This window comes from Micromonospora sp. DT53 (genome assembly GCF_049841535.1).
In the GTDB taxonomy this organism is placed as follows: Bacteria; Actinomycetota; Actinomycetes; order Mycobacteriales; family Micromonosporaceae; genus Micromonospora.
The window spans coordinates 357,857-373,210 of record NZ_JBNCKM010000007.1 but is presented as its reverse complement, the minus strand read 5'-3'; the positions used below and the strand labels follow the sequence as shown (position 1 = coordinate 373,210).

General features: G+C 71.3%; 17 protein-coding genes and 1 pseudogene. 9 read left to right on the top strand and 9 right to left on the bottom strand.

Translation table 11 applies throughout. The features are described from left to right. Window positions 1-166: 166 nt before the first annotated feature. Both ACLQ3B_RS23525 and ACLQ3B_RS23520 read right to left on the bottom strand, forming a co-directional pair. Window positions 167-2,164, bottom strand: a complete 1,998-nt coding sequence (locus ACLQ3B_RS23525) for a Xaa-Pro dipeptidyl-peptidase (protein WP_425782847.1) — start codon at window positions 2,162-2,164, stop codon at window positions 167-169. A 115-nt stretch (window positions 2,165-2,279) separates the two neighbouring features. Continuing rightward, entirely contained in the window at window positions 2,280-2,942 is a 663-nt protein-coding gene (locus ACLQ3B_RS23520) for a hypothetical protein (protein ID WP_425782846.1), read from the bottom strand. A 422-nt stretch (window positions 2,943-3,364) separates the two neighbouring features. Here ACLQ3B_RS23520 and ACLQ3B_RS23515 point away from each other — a divergent pair, with 422 nt between their 5' ends. Continuing rightward, window positions 3,365-4,327, top strand: a complete 963-nt coding sequence (locus ACLQ3B_RS23515) for a helix-turn-helix transcriptional regulator (RefSeq protein WP_425782845.1) — start codon at window positions 3,365-3,367, stop codon at window positions 4,325-4,327. Window positions 4,328-4,400: 73 nt separating this feature from the next. On the opposite strand, the gene ACLQ3B_RS23510 is transcribed toward ACLQ3B_RS23515, so the two are convergent. After that, window positions 4,401-4,805 (bottom strand): winged helix-turn-helix transcriptional regulator, encoded by a 405-nt coding sequence (locus ACLQ3B_RS23510; RefSeq protein WP_425782844.1) that lies wholly within the window; start codon window positions 4,803-4,805, stop codon window positions 4,401-4,403. 86 nt (window positions 4,806-4,891) lie between these two features. Here ACLQ3B_RS23510 and ACLQ3B_RS23505 point away from each other — a divergent pair, with 86 nt between their 5' ends. Next, window positions 4,892-5,749: an SDR family oxidoreductase gene (locus ACLQ3B_RS23505; protein WP_425782843.1), complete on the top strand. Its 858-nt coding sequence runs from the start codon at window positions 4,892-4,894 to the stop codon at window positions 5,747-5,749. Window positions 5,750-5,909: 160 nt separating this feature from the next. Further along, on the top strand, window positions 5,910-6,374 hold the full coding sequence (locus ACLQ3B_RS23500; protein WP_425782842.1) for a GNAT family N-acetyltransferase: 465 nt from the start codon (window positions 5,910-5,912) through the stop codon (window positions 6,372-6,374). Window positions 6,375-6,401: 27 nt separating this feature from the next. On the opposite strand, the gene ACLQ3B_RS23495 is transcribed toward ACLQ3B_RS23500, so the two are convergent. Continuing rightward, a complete protein-coding gene (locus tag ACLQ3B_RS23495; RefSeq protein ID WP_425782841.1) occupies window positions 6,402-6,761 on the bottom strand; it encodes a hypothetical protein in 360 nt (119 codons plus the stop codon). A 106-nt stretch (window positions 6,762-6,867) separates the two neighbouring features. Next, window positions 6,868-7,557: a TetR/AcrR family transcriptional regulator gene (locus ACLQ3B_RS23490; protein WP_425782840.1), complete on the bottom strand. Its 690-nt coding sequence runs from the start codon at window positions 7,555-7,557 to the stop codon at window positions 6,868-6,870. Window positions 7,558-7,622: 65 nt separating this feature from the next. Here ACLQ3B_RS23490 and ACLQ3B_RS23485 point away from each other — a divergent pair, with 65 nt between their 5' ends. The 5 genes from ACLQ3B_RS23485 (at window position 7,623) to ACLQ3B_RS23465 (ending at window position 12,828) form a co-directional block, all read left to right on the top strand. Then, window positions 7,623-8,450: an alpha/beta fold hydrolase gene (locus ACLQ3B_RS23485; protein ID WP_425782839.1), complete on the top strand. Its 828-nt coding sequence runs from the start codon at window positions 7,623-7,625 to the stop codon at window positions 8,448-8,450. Between the two features lie 130 nt (window positions 8,451-8,580). Then, complete coding sequence (locus ACLQ3B_RS23480; protein ID WP_425782838.1) at window positions 8,581-9,528, top strand: ion transporter; 948 nt, start codon at window positions 8,581-8,583, stop codon at window positions 9,526-9,528. Between the two features lie 77 nt (window positions 9,529-9,605). Then, window positions 9,606-10,775, top strand: a complete 1,170-nt coding sequence (locus tag ACLQ3B_RS23475; RefSeq protein ID WP_425782837.1) for an acyl-CoA dehydrogenase family protein — start codon at window positions 9,606-9,608, stop codon at window positions 10,773-10,775. Then, window positions 10,775-11,620: a phosphate/phosphite/phosphonate ABC transporter substrate-binding protein gene (locus ACLQ3B_RS23470; RefSeq protein WP_425782836.1), complete on the top strand. Its 846-nt coding sequence runs from the start codon at window positions 10,775-10,777 to the stop codon at window positions 11,618-11,620. Before ACLQ3B_RS23475 ends, ACLQ3B_RS23470 begins: the two co-directional genes overlap by 1 nt. Then, window positions 11,617-12,828 (top strand): ferritin-like domain-containing protein, encoded by a 1,212-nt coding sequence (locus ACLQ3B_RS23465; RefSeq protein WP_425782835.1) that lies wholly within the window; start codon window positions 11,617-11,619, stop codon window positions 12,826-12,828. The genes ACLQ3B_RS23470 and ACLQ3B_RS23465 overlap by 4 nt, the downstream gene beginning before the upstream one ends. 66 nt (window positions 12,829-12,894) lie before the next feature. Here ACLQ3B_RS23465 and ACLQ3B_RS23460 read toward each other — a convergent pair whose 3' ends face one another. Both ACLQ3B_RS23460 and ACLQ3B_RS23455 read right to left on the bottom strand, forming a co-directional pair. Further along, the gene (locus ACLQ3B_RS23460; protein ID WP_425782834.1) at window positions 12,895-13,245 is read right to left on the bottom strand and encodes a DUF1330 domain-containing protein; all 351 of its coding nucleotides are present in this window, start codon (window positions 13,243-13,245) and stop codon (window positions 12,895-12,897) included. Window positions 13,246-13,367: 122 nt separating this feature from the next. Then, the gene (locus ACLQ3B_RS23455) at window positions 13,368-13,958 is read right to left on the bottom strand and encodes a TetR/AcrR family transcriptional regulator (protein WP_425782833.1); all 591 of its coding nucleotides are present in this window, start codon (window positions 13,956-13,958) and stop codon (window positions 13,368-13,370) included. A 117-nt stretch (window positions 13,959-14,075) separates the two neighbouring features. Here ACLQ3B_RS23455 and ACLQ3B_RS23450 point away from each other — a divergent pair, with 117 nt between their 5' ends. Then, window positions 14,076-14,429 carry a TraR/DksA family transcriptional regulator gene (locus ACLQ3B_RS23450; protein ID WP_425782832.1) on the top strand — a complete coding sequence of 118 codons (354 nt, stop codon included), beginning with the start codon at window positions 14,076-14,078 and terminating at the stop codon, window positions 14,427-14,429. 50 nt (window positions 14,430-14,479) lie between these two features. Here ACLQ3B_RS23450 and ACLQ3B_RS23445 read toward each other — a convergent pair. Together ACLQ3B_RS23445 and ACLQ3B_RS23440 are read right to left on the bottom strand one after the other, a co-directional pair. Further along, window positions 14,480-14,710 (bottom strand): annotated as a pseudogene (locus tag ACLQ3B_RS23445) (NAD(P)-binding protein); the annotation flags it as partial. A gap of 6 nt (window positions 14,711-14,716) precedes the next feature. After that, complete coding sequence (locus ACLQ3B_RS23440) at window positions 14,717-15,214, bottom strand: GNAT family N-acetyltransferase (RefSeq protein WP_425782831.1); 498 nt, start codon at window positions 15,212-15,214, stop codon at window positions 14,717-14,719. Between the last annotated feature and the right edge of the window lie 140 nt (window positions 15,215-15,354).

Sequence of the window (15,354 nt, the reverse complement as noted above, 5' to 3'; positions counted from 1 at the left end):
ATGCTCTTTCGATCAAGGAGCCTCGAAGAGGGCGGTGAACAGCCGCCGTACGCAGCGGGTGCTCCCGATGAACACCCTGCCCCAACCCGTGGGAAGCGCGGCCGGGGCAGCAACGGGTCACCCCGCGACCGCGCGGAGTGCCCGATCAGGACCGAGGCCGGCCGGGTCAGGGCACCTGCCGGGTGTCCCGGGCCGTGCGGGCGGCCGACGGGTCGGCCGGCGCGGTGACCACCGACGGTGCGACATCGACGGCGGGCAGCACGCCGTGGCCGGCGATCGGAAGGATCAGCTCGCTGCGGCCGAGATCGACCCGCACGGTGGCGTCCCGGTCGTCGGTGTCGGTGAACTCCGGGTCGCTCTGGCCGAGGACCAGACCGAGGACGTGCCCGGCGGGCACCACCGCGTCGTACGCGTTCAGCGGCACCGTCACCGTGTACCACAGGTCCGGTCGTAGCGGGGTGCTGAACCGCAACGAGCGGTGGTGCGCGGCGTCGAGCCACCCCCGGGCCAACACCGCGTGGTCGGAGACCGCGGTGACCTCCTCGGTGTCCCGATAGCACGCGTCGTCGACGCTGGTGGAGGCTCCCCAGCAGGACTCGGTGTCCAACGTCCGCACGCCCCCCGCGCCGCTGAGCAGCAGTCGCTCGGCGGTGCCGTAGTCGACCAGCCGGGCGGTCAGCTGGGTGGTCGGCCGGTCCACCCGGACCCGGAGCCGCACCGACGGGCTGCCGGAGATCCGCAGTGGAGCGCTCAGGGTGCCGGAGAGGAAGACCAACCGGCCGGCGGTAGCGGTGTTCGGCTCGGCGACCACCTCGTCCTCGAACAGTGACCCGTCGACGTACGCCTGCTCCCGGCCCGGCCGTGCGCCGCGCCCGCCGAGGGTGCCGGTCACCCCGTCGCCGGCGCCGAGGGCCACCCGGATGTCCCGGGTGCCGGGGGCGGGCCAGTCGCGCTGCGTCGTCCAGGTGCCCGGCGCGGTCTCCAGGTCGACCCGAGGCTCGTCCATCACCCCGTTGCGCAGCCCCTGCAACCAGTAGTCGAACCAGCGGTGCAGGGCGGCCACCCATTCGGCGCGTCGGACGTCGAACGGGTCCTGGTGGCCGGCCTGGTGGAGCCAGAGCTTGCGGGGCACGCCCTGCTCGGCCAACGCCTGCCACCAGCGGGCGAACTGGTTGGTCGTGACGTTCAGGTCGTTGAGGCCGTGCGCCACGAAGACGCTGGCCCGGACCCGGCCGGCCGAGGGCCGGTAGTCGCGTTGCGCCCAGAAGCCGTTGTAGTCAGCGGTCTCGTCGGCGCTGTCGGCGCGCAGCCGGGCCAGCACCTCCGCGCAGGCCGCCTCGGGGCGGCCGCTGACATCCGAGTGCAGGTAGCCGGGATAGTCGGTGGCGACCAGTGACCCCTGGTAGCGCATGTAGTCGTACCAGCTGGAGATCGCCGAGATCGGCACGATGGTCGCCAGCCCCGGCACGCCGGTCGCGGCGACCCCGTTGGCGACCGAGCCGTCCCACGACTTGCCGATCATGCCGACCTGGCCGGTGCTCCAGGCCGCGTTCACCGGTCGGCCGTCGGCGGTGAACGCGCGGGCCCGTCCGTTGAGCCAGTCGACGACGGCCCTGGCGCTGCCCACCTCGGCCGGGCCGCCGACGTCCTCGCAGCCGGTGGAGCGGGCGGTGCCGGCCAGGTCCACGGCGGCGAAGGCGTACCCGCGCGGAACGAAGTAGTTGTCGTAGAAGAGCGGCGCCTTGGCGATCACACCGGCCGCGTCGTACGTCTTGAGCTCGCCCTCGTTGCCCCGACCACAGCAGAGGTAGTAGGGCGAGGCATCCATGATGACCGGTACGCGGACCCCGGCGGTGGCGGCTTCCCGGGGCCGGACGAGGTCCACCGCCACCCGGTCGCGCACGCCGTCGCCATCGGTGTCGGCGCGGGTCTCCACCCAGACGCTCTCCCGGATCGCGTCGGCGTAGGAGTAGGCGGGGACCGTCTGGTCGCCCACCACGTGCGCGGGCGGCGGAAGGTGCCCTGCCGCCGGTTGCGCCGCGCCCGGGGAGGCTGCCCCGGGAGCGGCGGTCACCGGGGCCGCGGGCAGTGCCGCGACCAGCAGACCGACCAGGACGACGGCGACCCGTGCGCGGGTGCCGACGGGCCGCGGAGCAGGCGTCATCGATGTCCTCCCGGAGCGCCACACGTGGATCACATTCCACCGCATCGATGCGCCTGCTGCCTAGTGTCCACACCGATCCGGGTTCCGGACGTTGGGTGGGCCGCCGACGGACCTGTCAGATCCGGGCGCGCGGCAGCCAGCCCAGGAATCGCAGCCGGACCCGCGGCAGCGGCAGGGTGGGCAGATCCTGGGCGGCGGCGACGAGGCAGGAGCCGAGATAGACCGCGAGGGAGGCGCGCGCTCCACCGAACTCGGCGAGCAGTTGGCTCTGCTTGGTGGCGCAGGGCCACTCGCGGCCGCAGCCGGTGCAGGTCCAGCTCGGCGGGTTGGGGAGGTGCTCCGGCAGCTTGGCGCGGCGGTACCGACCGACGACGCTGTTGTCCGAGCGGACGTCGCGCCGCCGTGGCGCGGGGCCCTCGTTGCGGTGGACCACCGGACGGGCACCGGGCAGGTAGCGTCCGACGGTGCCGAAGAGCACCCCGACGCGGATCAGGGCGTCCGGTCCGACGTGCTGGGTCAGCAACGCGGTCATCAGGTAGTGCCCCAGCAGGTCGAAGGCGTCACGGTGCAGACCCAGGTCGCGGCAGAGGTCGACGAAGTCCGGCGTGGTCAGTGGGACCCGGTCGTCGAGGGCGCGGCGCAGCACCTCACGCAGCCCACCCCCGAGCCTCGCCAGCGCGTCACCCTCGCCCAGACCCAGGCTGTCCTCGTCCGCCACCCGGGCCAGTGCCTCCCCCACGGCCAGCCGAACGACGCGGTCAGGATCGGTACTGTCCAACGTTTCCCCCCTCCGTGGGCCGGTCTCCCGGCAGTGACCCGGTCGTCCCCCGACGAATCATGAACAAGATTTCGCTGTCGGCCACGCGGGTGGCTAGGACAGCAGACGTAGAACCATTCGGCGCGCTAGCCAAAAAACGAAGTCGAGCTGCCGACACACCGCACCGATTCGCGGGACGACGCGCCGGCGACTGTCGTATGGTGAGATTCCCATCTACAGATATTGCGCCTCAGCACCACTGAATGGTCAGACCAGATCCGACGCCCGCAACCGGTCGCTGCCGTCCCGCTCGCGACGTTCCACTTCACCGCACCGCCGGCAACGACGTGCCGGGTCACCGCCGAGCACCCCGGCACGTCCCGATCCTGCCGTCGGCACCCGTTCCACGACCCGGCGGCACCTCCACCGGACGGAGACAGCGGATGACGTCATCGCCAGTGCAGACCCACCAGTTCGACAGCCGTGACCCGGCGGCCATCGAGGAATTCCTGTCCGCCACGTACGACCCGAAGCTGCGCATTCAGAGCAGGAACGGCTACCGGCTCACCCATCGGCGCGTCGACACCGGTCCCTTCGCCATCGCGACCACCCGCCAGACCGGACACCTGGAGATCGACGCCAACAACCTCGGCGGGCTGGTCATCGGCAGCACCCGCACCGCCCGCGTCGATCGCTCCTGCGCCGGACCGGCCCACCGGTTCGGCCCCGGCGAGGTCTTCCTCGTCACCAGGCCGGAGGAGCCGTGCGCGGTCCGCTGGCATCCCGGCGAGGTGGAGCTCTGCGTCCTGGACCTGTCGGTGTTGGCGCAGGTGGCCACCACCGCGCCGGCCCGCCGGCCCGGTCGCATCCAGTTCACCGAGCTGGGTGCCACCAGCCCGGCCCTCGCCCGGCAGTGGCGCAACACCACAAGCTTCGTCCGCGACGTCGTGTTGAACAGCCCATCCGCCGGGGCGCAGTCGCTGGTGATCGGCAACGCCGCCCGGATGCTGGCCGCGGCGGCGCTCGCGGTCTTTCCCAACACCGCGTTCACCGAACCGACCGCCGCGGACCGAAACGACGCCACCACCACCACGCTGCGCCGGGCGATAGCGTTTCTGGAGGAGCACGCCGACCGGGACATCAGCGCGGTCGACATCGCCAACGCGGCCGGCGTCTCCCTCCGCGCGGTGCAACTCGCCTTCCGCCGTCATCTCGGGACCACCCCCATGGCCCACCTACGTCGGATCCGGCTCGTTCGGGCACACCACGACCTGGTACGCGCCGACCCACGCCAGGAGACGGTCTCGGCGATCGCCAGTCGGTGGGGGTTCGCCAGCCACAGCAGGTTCACGGCGCGATACCACGCCAGCTACGGTGTGCCGCCGCGCGAGACGCTGAACACCTGAGAGACGGTCCACGCCTTCGTCGACGAGGCTGGTGCGGGACGCCGACCAGCGCGGCGTCGCCCGACGTTCGGGGCTAGCCCTGGTCGCGTTCGCGGCTGTCGCGGGCGGTCCGCAGCTCGGGCACCGAGGCCTCCAGCAGATCGGCGAGGCCCCGCAGTTGCTCGGCGACCCGGGCGCCGAGGGGGGTCAGCGAGTATTCGACGCGCGGTGGGATCGCGGTGAGCACCTCGCGGGTGAGCATTCCGTCGCGTTCGAGGGTCTGCAGGGTCTGGGAGAGCATCCGCTCGCTGACCCCGTCGATGCGGCGACGCAGCGCGTTGAACCGGTAGCGACCCTCGCCGAGCGCCAACAGGGCCAGCGAGGCCCACTTCGAGGTGACATCCTCGAAGGCCGCGCGGGAGGTGCACCCCCGCGCGAAGACATCGCTGACGAATTCCTGGGTAGGCCCCGCCGGGTCCTGGGCCGGCCTGTCGTTCACCTCACCAGCCTAACTCATGCTGACTAAAGGTAAGTGCTATAGATTCGTAAGTGCTTGCAGATATGCCACTAGCCCCGGAGGTTCCCATGCCCACCTACGCCGTGACCGGCGCCACCGGCCGACTGGGCCGCCTGGTGATCGAGCAGTTGCTCGACAGCGGCGTACCCGCCGCCGAGATCGCCGCCATCGTCCGCAGCCCGGAGAAGGCCGCCGACCTGGCCGCGCGCGGGGTCGAGATCCGCAAGGCCACCTACGACGATCCGTCGACGCTGCCCGGCGCCGTGGCCGGCGTACGGCGCCTGCTGCTCATCTCCGGCGACACTCCCGGTCAGCGCGTCGCGCAGCACACCGCGGTCATCGACGCCGCCAAGCTCGCCGGGGTCGAGCGTCTCGTCTACACCAGCATCCTGAAGGCCGACACCACCGCGAACCCACTCGCCCCGGAGCACAAGGCCACCGAGGAGGTCCTCGCCGCGTCCGGTCTGACCTACACCGTGCTGCGCAACAGCTGGTACACCGAGAACTACACCGACCAGCTGCCGCAGTACCTGGGGTCGGGCACGATCCTCGGCGCCACCGGCGGCAGCAAGATCTCCGCCGCGACCCGGGCCGACTACGCGGGGGCCGCCGTGGCGGCGCTGACCCGCGCGGAGGACGGCAACGCCGTCTACGAACTGGGCGGCACCGCGTTCACCTTCGACGAGCTGGCCGAGGCGGTCACGGAGGTGACCGGCACCACAGTCGTCCACCAGGACATGTCCGCCGCCGAGCTGGCCTCAGCCCTGCAGAACGTCGGCCTCGACGCCGGCACCGCCGGCTTCGTCGCCGCGCTCGACCGCTCGATCGCCAACGGCGAGCTGGCGACCGACAGCGACGACCTCAGCCGGCTGCTCGGCCGGCCGAGCACCGCGCTGCGCGACGCCATCCGGGCCGCGCGGGCCTGACCCGGGGTCATCGCCGGAGCGGGCGACGGGGGCCCCGGTCGCCGTCGCCCGCCACGCGGTGCAGCCGGGCACGTATCCTCGACGGCATGCTCAGGCACGTCGATGAACAGCTCTGCCGGCACCCCGCGCGGTCCGACCTGGACCCTCCGGCGTCGGCCCGGTGAGCGACGGCGACTTCGTCGTCCGCGCCGCCGTGCCGGAGGACGACCCCGAGCGGGTCTTCGACGTGCTGTGGCAGCTCGCTCCCGACGACGCACGGCCGGACGCCACCCGGCTGGCCACCGCCTGGCCCGCCCTGCACGCGCAGGCTGGCCGGCGCCTCCTGCTGGCCGTCGCCGGGGACACCTTCGTGGGCACCGTGGACACCCTCGTCGCCCCGAACCTCACCCACGGCGCGCGACCGTACATGTTGGTGGAGAACGTGGTGGTCGCACCCGGATGGCGCCGTCGTGGGGTCGCCCGGGCTCTCATGCTCGCGGCGCTCGACGACGCGGTGGCGGCCGGCTGCTACAAGATCCAAGTGGTGTCGAACGCCGCGCGCACCGAGGCCCATCGGTTCTACGCGTCAATCGGCTTCGCGCAGTCCGCCGTCGGTTACCGCCGATACCTCACCGCAGCGCCGTGACACCGGACGTTCCCGCGTCCGGGCCGACTACTCCGCCTCGTCCCGCTCGTCGGTGAGCTCGGCCAGGACGTCGGCCGCATCGCGGTTCCCGCCGTCGGCGAGCCGGCGAAGTTCGCTGACGTCCGCCCGCTCCGCGGCCAACTCGACGAGCTGGTCAGCGGCGCCCCGGTCACCCCGGTCGGCGAGACGCCGCAGCTCGGCCAGGTCGCCGAGTTCGGTGGCAAGCTCGACCAGTTGGGCCGCCGCGTCGGTGTTACCGTCCTCGGCGAGCTGACGCAGCTCGGCCAGGTCACCCCGCTCCCCCGCGAGCTCGACGAGCTGGTCGATAGCGTCCCGGTCACCGTCCTTGGCCCGTTGGCGCAGGTCAACAAGATCAGGGTCGGACATCGCGCACCTCTCCGGAGCTGGCGCGGGGTCACCTGGCCCCGCTCATCATCGAGAACCTAGTCGAGGCGCGCGCAGGAACGGCCAAACCGTCGGTCCGCCGAGGCGGTCAGCCCGCGTCGGTCGAATCGACGAGCAGCAGACCGGACAGCAGACTGCGCAGGGTCCGTCCGACGAGGTCCGCCCGGGGCGCCGGCCCGGCGGGCTGACTGAACGCCGCGACCAGGTACGGGTACGCCGTGAGATCCACCCCGGCGAGACTGAACGCCCCGGCGGCGGACTCGCGGCGGGCGAAGAGGCTCACCACGCCGGTCATCATCGCGATGGCCTCGAACTTGGCGGCCACTGGGCAGCGCACGGGTTCCAGGATCCGGAGGCAGTGGTCGAACCAGGCCAGGCTCTCCGGACCGACGCCGGAGGGCCGGTGGATCACGTCGAGCAGCCACGGGTGAGCGCCGAACAGCACCAACTGGCGCTGCCCCAGCAGCACCATCGTCTCTAACCAGTCGTCTTCCACCTGGGGGTACGGGCGCAGCTCCCCCACGGCCCGGTCGGTCATCAGGTCCAGCAGGTCGTCGCGGGACGAGAGATAGCGGTAGAGGGATCCCGCGCCGGCGCCGAGCGCGGCGGCCACGGCACGCATCGACACCGCGGCCAGCCCTTCGGTGTCGGCCAGGGCGATGGCAGCTACGACGATGCTGTCACGACTATGCCCCGGGGCGGGCCCGCGGCTGCCGCGTTCGGGTCTGCTCCAGATCGGCTGCCGGTCGGGGCCGCCACTCGCGGCTATGTCACTCATCTGATCTACTGTAAACTGCAAACGTCGTTCGCAGTTGATGTCAGCGTCGAAAGGGTGGGCCGAGCATGGAGCGGGTCAGGGCACGGGACGGCGCGACCATCGCGTTGCATTCGACGGGCGCGGGGCCCGGGATCGTCGTGGTGCACGGCGGCGGCGTGACCATCGACATCTACCGGCGGCTGGCCACCGCGCTCGCCGACCGGTTCACCGTGCACCTGTACAACCGACGGGGGCGGGCCGACGCACCACCGAGGTCCATGCCCTACACCGTGGACCAGGAGGTCGACGACCTCGCCGCGGTACTGGAGCACACCGGTTCCGGCAACGTCATCGGCCACAGCGCAGGAGGTTTCATGGCCCTCGAAGCCGCGCTCCGACTGCCGATCAACCGACTCGCCCTCTACGACGCTGCAGTCTCGATCAACGGCAGCTTTCCGATGACATGGCTCGCGGCCGCCCAGGCGGCAGCACGGGCCGGCGACACCGCCCGGAGCCTCGCCATCACGACCGCGGGAATCAATTCACACACGGCAGCGGGGAGGCTCCCGCTCGGCGTCCGCATCGCGATCATCCGCGCGTTCATGCGTACGCCGATCGGCCGGACGATGGGCGAGCTACTGCCGACAGCGTTGGATGAGTCGGCCCTGATCCTGGCGCACGACGGCCCGGCCACCCAGTGGGCCGGGGTGAGCGCCGAGGTGCTGCTGGCCTGCGGCGCCGACGGCCCGCCGTACTACGTCGAGCAGAACACGGCACTGGCCCGCGCCCTGCCGCGCGCCCGGACGCTGACGATTCCGCGCAGTGGCCACGACGCCGTCAGCCGCGCGCACCCGAGAATCGTCGGCCCACTCGCCGACTTCTTCGCGGCGCTGGGGCAGGCGAGTCGACGCTGAACGGGCACGGTCGCCCAGCAACGTTGATCTTGGCTAGGCTGGTGGGCATGCCCACACACCATCCGCACCGCCACGACGACGGCCGGAGGTGGGCCCCCGCCGCGGCGCGCCCGATCGAGCCGGCCGACTGGTGAGTGACGCACCCGTGCCCGCTCCGCGGGGTGGGCAGTCCACACCACCGCGGCACCGCTCGGGTTGGACCGACAGTTGCGACCGGCTCGCCCGGTCCCGCCCCTTCGAGATCGCCATCGTCGTGGTCATCCTCGCCAACGGCATCGTTCTCGGCCTGGAGACGTACGACGACCTGAGCCCGGCGGGCACCGCGCTGCACGGGCTGGAGCTGTCCTTCCGGGCCGTCTTCGTCGTGGAGATCGCCGTCCGGCTGGCCGCCTACGGCAGGCGCCCACAGGACTTCTTCCGACACGGTTGGAACGTCTTCGACTTCGTGGTGATCGCGGCGATCTTCATCCCGGGCCTGCACGGCGACCCGGCGCTGCTGCGGGTCGTGCGGGTCGCCCGGATGGTCCGCCTGGTGCGGTTCTCGCCGGGTCTGCGGACCATCGTCTCCGCGCTGTGGCGCAGCCTGCCGGGCGTCACCGGGTTCCTCGCCCTGGCCGTGGTGACGCTCTACGTGTACGGCATGGCCGGCTGGCTGATCTTCGGCAACAGGTATCCGGAGGAGTACGGCGACATCGGCCGATCGCTGCTGACGTTGTTCGTGCTGTTGTCGCTGGAGACGCTGCCGGACCTCATCGAGCAGGGCATGGCGATCTCACCGTGGACGCTGCTCTACTACGTCAGCTACGTGGTCATCACCGTCAACCTGCTGCTCAACATCCTCATCGCGGTCATCGTGAACTCCATGGAGGAGGCCCGCCGGTTGGAGATGACCGAGCGCCTGGCGCCCGGGTACGACGAGGACGGCGACGGCGTACCGGACGAGGTGGACCGCATCGCGCTCACCCAACGGCTGGACGACCTGCGGGCGGTCATCACCGAGTTGGAACGGGAACTGCGCATCGACCGGGACGACGGGCACGGCCGACCCCTCCGGGACAACGCCCGCGTCAGACGGTGATCCGACGCTCGCGCTGAGTCTTCGGATTCGGATAGTGTCGGCGGCGGTCCCATCGGCACGTCGGAAGAGGTACCGGCATGACGACGAGTGTCGACAGTGCCCAGACCGCCACCGATCCCACGGACACGCTCGGCACGGTGATCGACGACGTGATCCGCCCGCAAGCGCCGCTCGTCGACCAGGATGGGGCCTTCCCCCGTCCGGGTGTCGACGCTCTCGCCGCAGCCGGCCTGCTCGGCCTGGCCTCCTCGACCGAGGTCGGTGGCGGCGGCCATGGCATGCGGGCGGTTGCCGGGGTCGTCGAGCGGCTGGCCGCCGAGTGCGGGTCCACCGCGATGGTGGTGCTCATGCACTACGCGGCGACGGCCGTCATCGAGGCGCACGGCCCGCGCGACGTCCGGGCTGCCATCGCCGCCGGCGATCACCTCACCACCGTGGCATTCTCGGAGTACGGCTCGCGCAGCCACTTCTGGTCGCCGACCGGCACCGCGACAGCCGCCGACGACGACACGGTCCGCCTCGATGCCCGTAAGAGCTGGGTCACCTCGGCCGGCGAGGCCAACAGCTACGTCTGGTCGAGCCTTCCGCTGAACCCCGATGCCGGCCCGATGACGCTGTGGCTCGTGCCGGCCGACGGCGCCGGCCTGAGCGTGACAGGCGACTTCGACGGTCTGGGCCTGCGCGGCAACGGCTCTCGCCCGATGACCGCGGACGGGCTCCGGGTGCCATCGGCGGCGAGGATGGCGGCTGACGGCGCCGGCCTCGACACCGCGCTCGGCGCGGTCCTGCCCTGGTTCCTGGTGCTCAACGCCGCCTTCTGCCTCGGTCTCGCCGACAGCGCGGTGGCCGAGGCCGGCCGACATCTCACCGGGACCACGCTCACGCACACCGGCGCCGCCCTGCGCGACGCGCCCGTCACCCGACGCGACCTCGCCCGACTGATGATCCGCACCGACGCACTGCGCGCCTTCCTGGGCGACACGCTCACCGCTCTGGAGACCGGCCGCGACGACGCGATACTGCGGGTGTTGCAGGTCAAGGCGCTCGCCGGCGAGACCGTCGCCGACGTGACCGATGGCGCGATGCAGCTGTGCGGCGGCAGCGCGTTCCGTAAGGAGTTGGGCCTCGAGCGCCGTTTCCGGGACGCACGGGCGGCCCGGGTGATGGCACCGACCACCGACGCCCTGCACGATTTCGTCGGTCGGGTCGCCACCGGGCTGCCGCTGTTCGACGGGGCCAACCGCTGATGCCCACGCCAACTGTCCTGCTGGGCGCGGTCGCGTATGACCCGAAGGTGGTGACCATCTGGGAGGGCTTCCGGGCCTGGCTGCGCGGGCGGGGCCTGGATTTCGACTTCGTCCTCTACTCGCACTACGAGCGACAGGTCGAGGACCTCCTCGCCGGGCGGATCGACGCCGCCTGGAACTCTCCCCTGGCCTGGCTGCGGGCCGAGCGGCTGGCTGCCGCCAACGGCACGGCCGTACGCGCGCTCACCATGCGCGACACCGACCAGGACCTCACCTCGGTCGTGGTGGTTCGCGCGGACTCGCCGGTGCGCCAGATCGCGGACCTCACCGGACGGGTGGTCGCCGTCGGGGCGGTCGACAGTCCACAGGCGACGCTGATCCCCCTGGACCACCTCGCGGCGCGCGGGGTCACCGTCGACGTACGTCGCTTCGACGTGGGCGTCGGCCTGCACGGCGACCACATCGGCGGCGAGCGCGACGCGGCTCGCGCCCTGGTGGCCGGGGAGGTCGACGCCGCCTGCATGATCGACGCCAACCATCTGACGTTCGTTCAGGAGGGCACGTTACCGCCCGACGGGACCCGGATCGTGGCGCAGACCGCACCCTACGACCACTGCAACATGACGGTCCGCGTGCCGGAATCCGAGGGGGTCCGGCTCCTCGGCGCGCTGTTGCTCGGCATGTCGTACACCGATCCCCAGGTGCGTCCGCTGCTGGACCTGGAGGGGCTCACGGCCTGGCGGGAGGGCCGCAGCACGGGGTATGCCGTCCTCGCCGACGCGGTCGACACCAGCGGTTTCTACTCCCCCGACGGGCGGGTGACGGCCACGGACTACCGGCCGTGAGCGCGGCGCCGGTCGCCGAGGTCGACCTGGGTGACCTGGGTTTCGGCCGGGGCGCGCACCTGCTCGTGCAACGCGCCCTGGCCGGGTTGCCGCCCGGCGCACGGTTGGCGGTGTCCGGCCGCGACCCGGCGCTGCGCGTACACCTGCCCGCCTGGTGTCGTGGTCGGGGCCATCGGGTCGAGTGGCCGGACCGGGGTGACCGGAGCGACCTCGTCGCGGTGGTGGTCCGCGGGTCGGCGGATGACGACCGCTGGTTCGGCGCGGAGCGGGCCGGGCCGGCTCTGCCGTCGGCGCTCAGCAGCCGTCCACCGGCGCGGTGGGGGCTCGGCGCCCGGGGCGCGCTCCTCGAAGCCGGTGGTCCGGAGGCCCGGTTCGACTTGGACGACCGGGACCTGGTCTGGGCCGACATCGCCCCCCACCTGTACGCGCAGGCGGCCGCGCGGCAGTGGGACCCGCAGACCGCGGTGCCGTGGGACGACGCGTTCGCGCTGCCGGCCGACGTCGAGGCCGCTGTGGTCCAGGTGATGACCTACCTGGTCGAGAACGAGCAGGCCGCCCTCGTCGTACCGGCCCGGTTCGTGGGGCGCATCCATCCGCACTTCCGGGAGGTGGTGCAGCTCCTGGCCGTGCAGATGGCCGACGAGGCCCGGCACATGGAGGTCTTCAGCCGGCGGGCACTGTTGCGGGGCGCCGAGATGGGAACGTCATCCGCTGGCGGTCGGCAGTCGCTGTTCACGCTTGTCGCGGAGTCGGACTTCGCGTTGGCGTCGTTCCTGCTCTCCGTGCTCGGCGAGGGCAGCTTCGTCGATCTGCTCTCGTTTCTGCACGAGAACGCGCCGGACCCGGTGACGCGGCGGATCTGTTGGCTAGCCATGCAGGACGAGCGCCGGCACGTGGTGTTCGGCATGGCACACCTGGAGCATCAGGCGCAGCTGGATCCGCTGCTACGGGACCGGCTGCGGGCGGCCATCCACCGCCGCCACGACGCGCTCGTCGACACAGCGGGGCTCAACGCGGACGTCTTCGACGCGCTTGTGGTGCTGGCGGCGGGTGGTTGGCATCCGAACGACGTGTCCGCCGGCTTCGACCGCGTGCAGGCTCTGCAACACGCGATGGATCAGGGCCGTCAGCGCCGGCTCGTCCGCCTCGGTTTCCGGGCCGACGAGGCGGCGGCGCTCTCCGCCCTGCACACCCGCAACTTCATGTAGCCGCCCGACCCCGCGCACGGCATGGCGTGCGCGGGGATCGCGGTACGGCAGGTCAGTGAGCGCGGGTCACTGGCCGAGCAGGGTTCGGATCTGACGCGCGTAGCCGGCCACCGTGAAGTCCGGGCCGACGGAGTCCACCAGGACCAGGTCGTTGATGGTGTGATCGACGCGTAGCGCCAGGATCGCCTGGTACTCGGGCGAGTTGTACCAGGTCTTGGCGGTTTCCGCGTTCGGGAACTCGATCAGCACGACGGAACCGGGCCAGCTGCCCTCGAGGACCTCGACCGCGGCATCCAGGACGAGCCACTTGGCGCCGTACGCCTCGGTGGTGGCCTGCACCTGCTCCAGGTAACGCAGGGACTCCTCGGTCGGCACTCCGCCCGGGATACGCAGGTGATTGATCAGGTACGTGCTCATGTCTCACTCCTCAGTGTGGGTACTGCTTCCCGGTCGAAGGCGTACGACCGGTCGTCTTGGATTGGGTACACGCCGCGTCAGATGGGACGACGCGGACTGTTACCGCTGGGATCGGACGCGGATCAGGTGAGGATCCGGGCCGTGGTGATCGTGAAGAACTCGTGGAGAGCGGCCGGGTCGCCGGATGCCTTCGCCCGCGCTGCCGCGCCCTCGTAGCTTGAGACGATGAAGCCGGCGAGGTCAGCGGCGGGTTCGTCGCCGTGCAGGTCACCAGCAGCCCGCGCTTGTTCGATTGCGGTGGCAAGCGCGGCGACCCAGCGGCCGAAGCCGGCATCGACGGCGTTGCGCAGAACGTCGCTGTGTGCCGGGATTTCGGTGGCGAAGTTGCCGAGCAGGCACCCACGGTCACCCATGGTGTCGCCGAGGCCGGAGATGCGACGGAGATGACCGGTGATCCGCTCGAGCGCCGTGCCACCCTGCTTCTCGTCGAGCATCTCCAGCCCCATCGCCGCGGAGTATCTCGCCACCGAGTCGAGGGCGAGGTCCTCCTTGCTGGCGAAGTGGTTGTAGAAGGTGCCCTTGGGCGCCCCGGCTGCGGCGACGATGTCCTGGACGCTCGTCCCGTTGTAGCCGCGCAGGTGGAACAGGTCCAACGCGGCGTCGGACAACCGCTGCCTGGTCCCGGTGGAGGCCGGTGACTTCGGTCGTGGCATCTCGTGGCACTCCTCTCGCCCGGGATTCCGACTGGCTGACAGCAATTACGATATGACCGGTCGTCTCAAAACGCAACTGATGTGACCGCAGTCATCCCGCAGTACTGTGGAACGGCCATGAACGGGGATTCCAGCGCGGTCCGCGAGGAGTTGCTCCGGCTGCGCGAGCAGACCGAAATCCAGGCGACCGCCCTGGACGGTGACCTCCGGAGCCTTTTCGAGGCGTCGCGGTCGTCCAACGCCGATGACGAACATGATCCCGAGGGCAGCACGATCGCCTTCGAACGCGCGCAGCTCAGCGCCGTGCTGGACGCCACCCGCCGACGCCTGGCCGAGCTGGACGTCGCGCTGCGACGGGTCGACGACGGCAGCTACGGCGTATGCGAACAGTGCGCCCGGCCCATTCCCGCCGAGCGCCTCGTGGCCCGCCCGTCAGCACGTACGTGTGTGGCCTGTGCCAACAAACGGTGACGGCACCGTCGTACCGGTGATCAGCTGGCGCAACAACCTCCTGCGGGCGCGGCGGCCGGGTCGATGTTGTAACGCCACGGCGAGAAGACCCGCACGTGCCCCCACTGGCGTACCGCGGCACCGGGGGTGTCGCCGGCTTCGAGGACGGTGAAGGGCAGCCCGCGTTCGTGCAGGTGCGCGGCGGCGGCGAGACCGGTCGGGCCGGCGACGACGACGACGGGAAGGTCGTGCAGAGCGTTCGACCGTGGCTGCTCGGTGTGGTGGCCCGTTTTGAGGGCCACGGCTCGTCAGGTGATGGTGGGGCTGCGACGTTCCAGCAGGACGACGTCGCGCCAGCGGTCGTGGTGGCGACCGACCCGCTCGCGTACGCCGATGACCCGGAAGCCGGCCCGCTGGTGCAGGGTGAGACTGGCGGTGTTCTCCGGGAAGACCCCGGACTGGATGGTCCAGATGCCGGCGGCCTCGGTGGAGGCGATGAGCGCGGTCAGCAGCAGCCGGGCGATGCCACGGCCCTGGGCGGCCGGGTCCACGTAGACGGAGTGTTCGACCACACCGGCGTAGACCGCGCGGGTCGAGGTCGGCGAGACGGCGATCCAGCCGAGGACCGCCCCGTCGCGGTCGACGGCCACCAAGCGGTGCGCGTTCAGCCGCGCGGCGTCGAACGCCGCCCAGGTCGGGGCGGTGATCTCGAAGCTGGCGTTGCCGGCGTCCAGACCGGCCTGGTAGATCGCCAGGACCCGCCCGGCGTCGGCATCGGTCATGGAACGCACGGTGATGTCGGCCATCAGCGGCTGCCTCCCCCGAAAGAGATCAACGACCGTCTCACCGTAGACCCCCGCCCCGTCGATCATGGAGTTGTGGTGCCCGGATGGGTGTGATACGAGCACTTTGTCACCCACCACAACGTCATGATCGACGAGGCGAG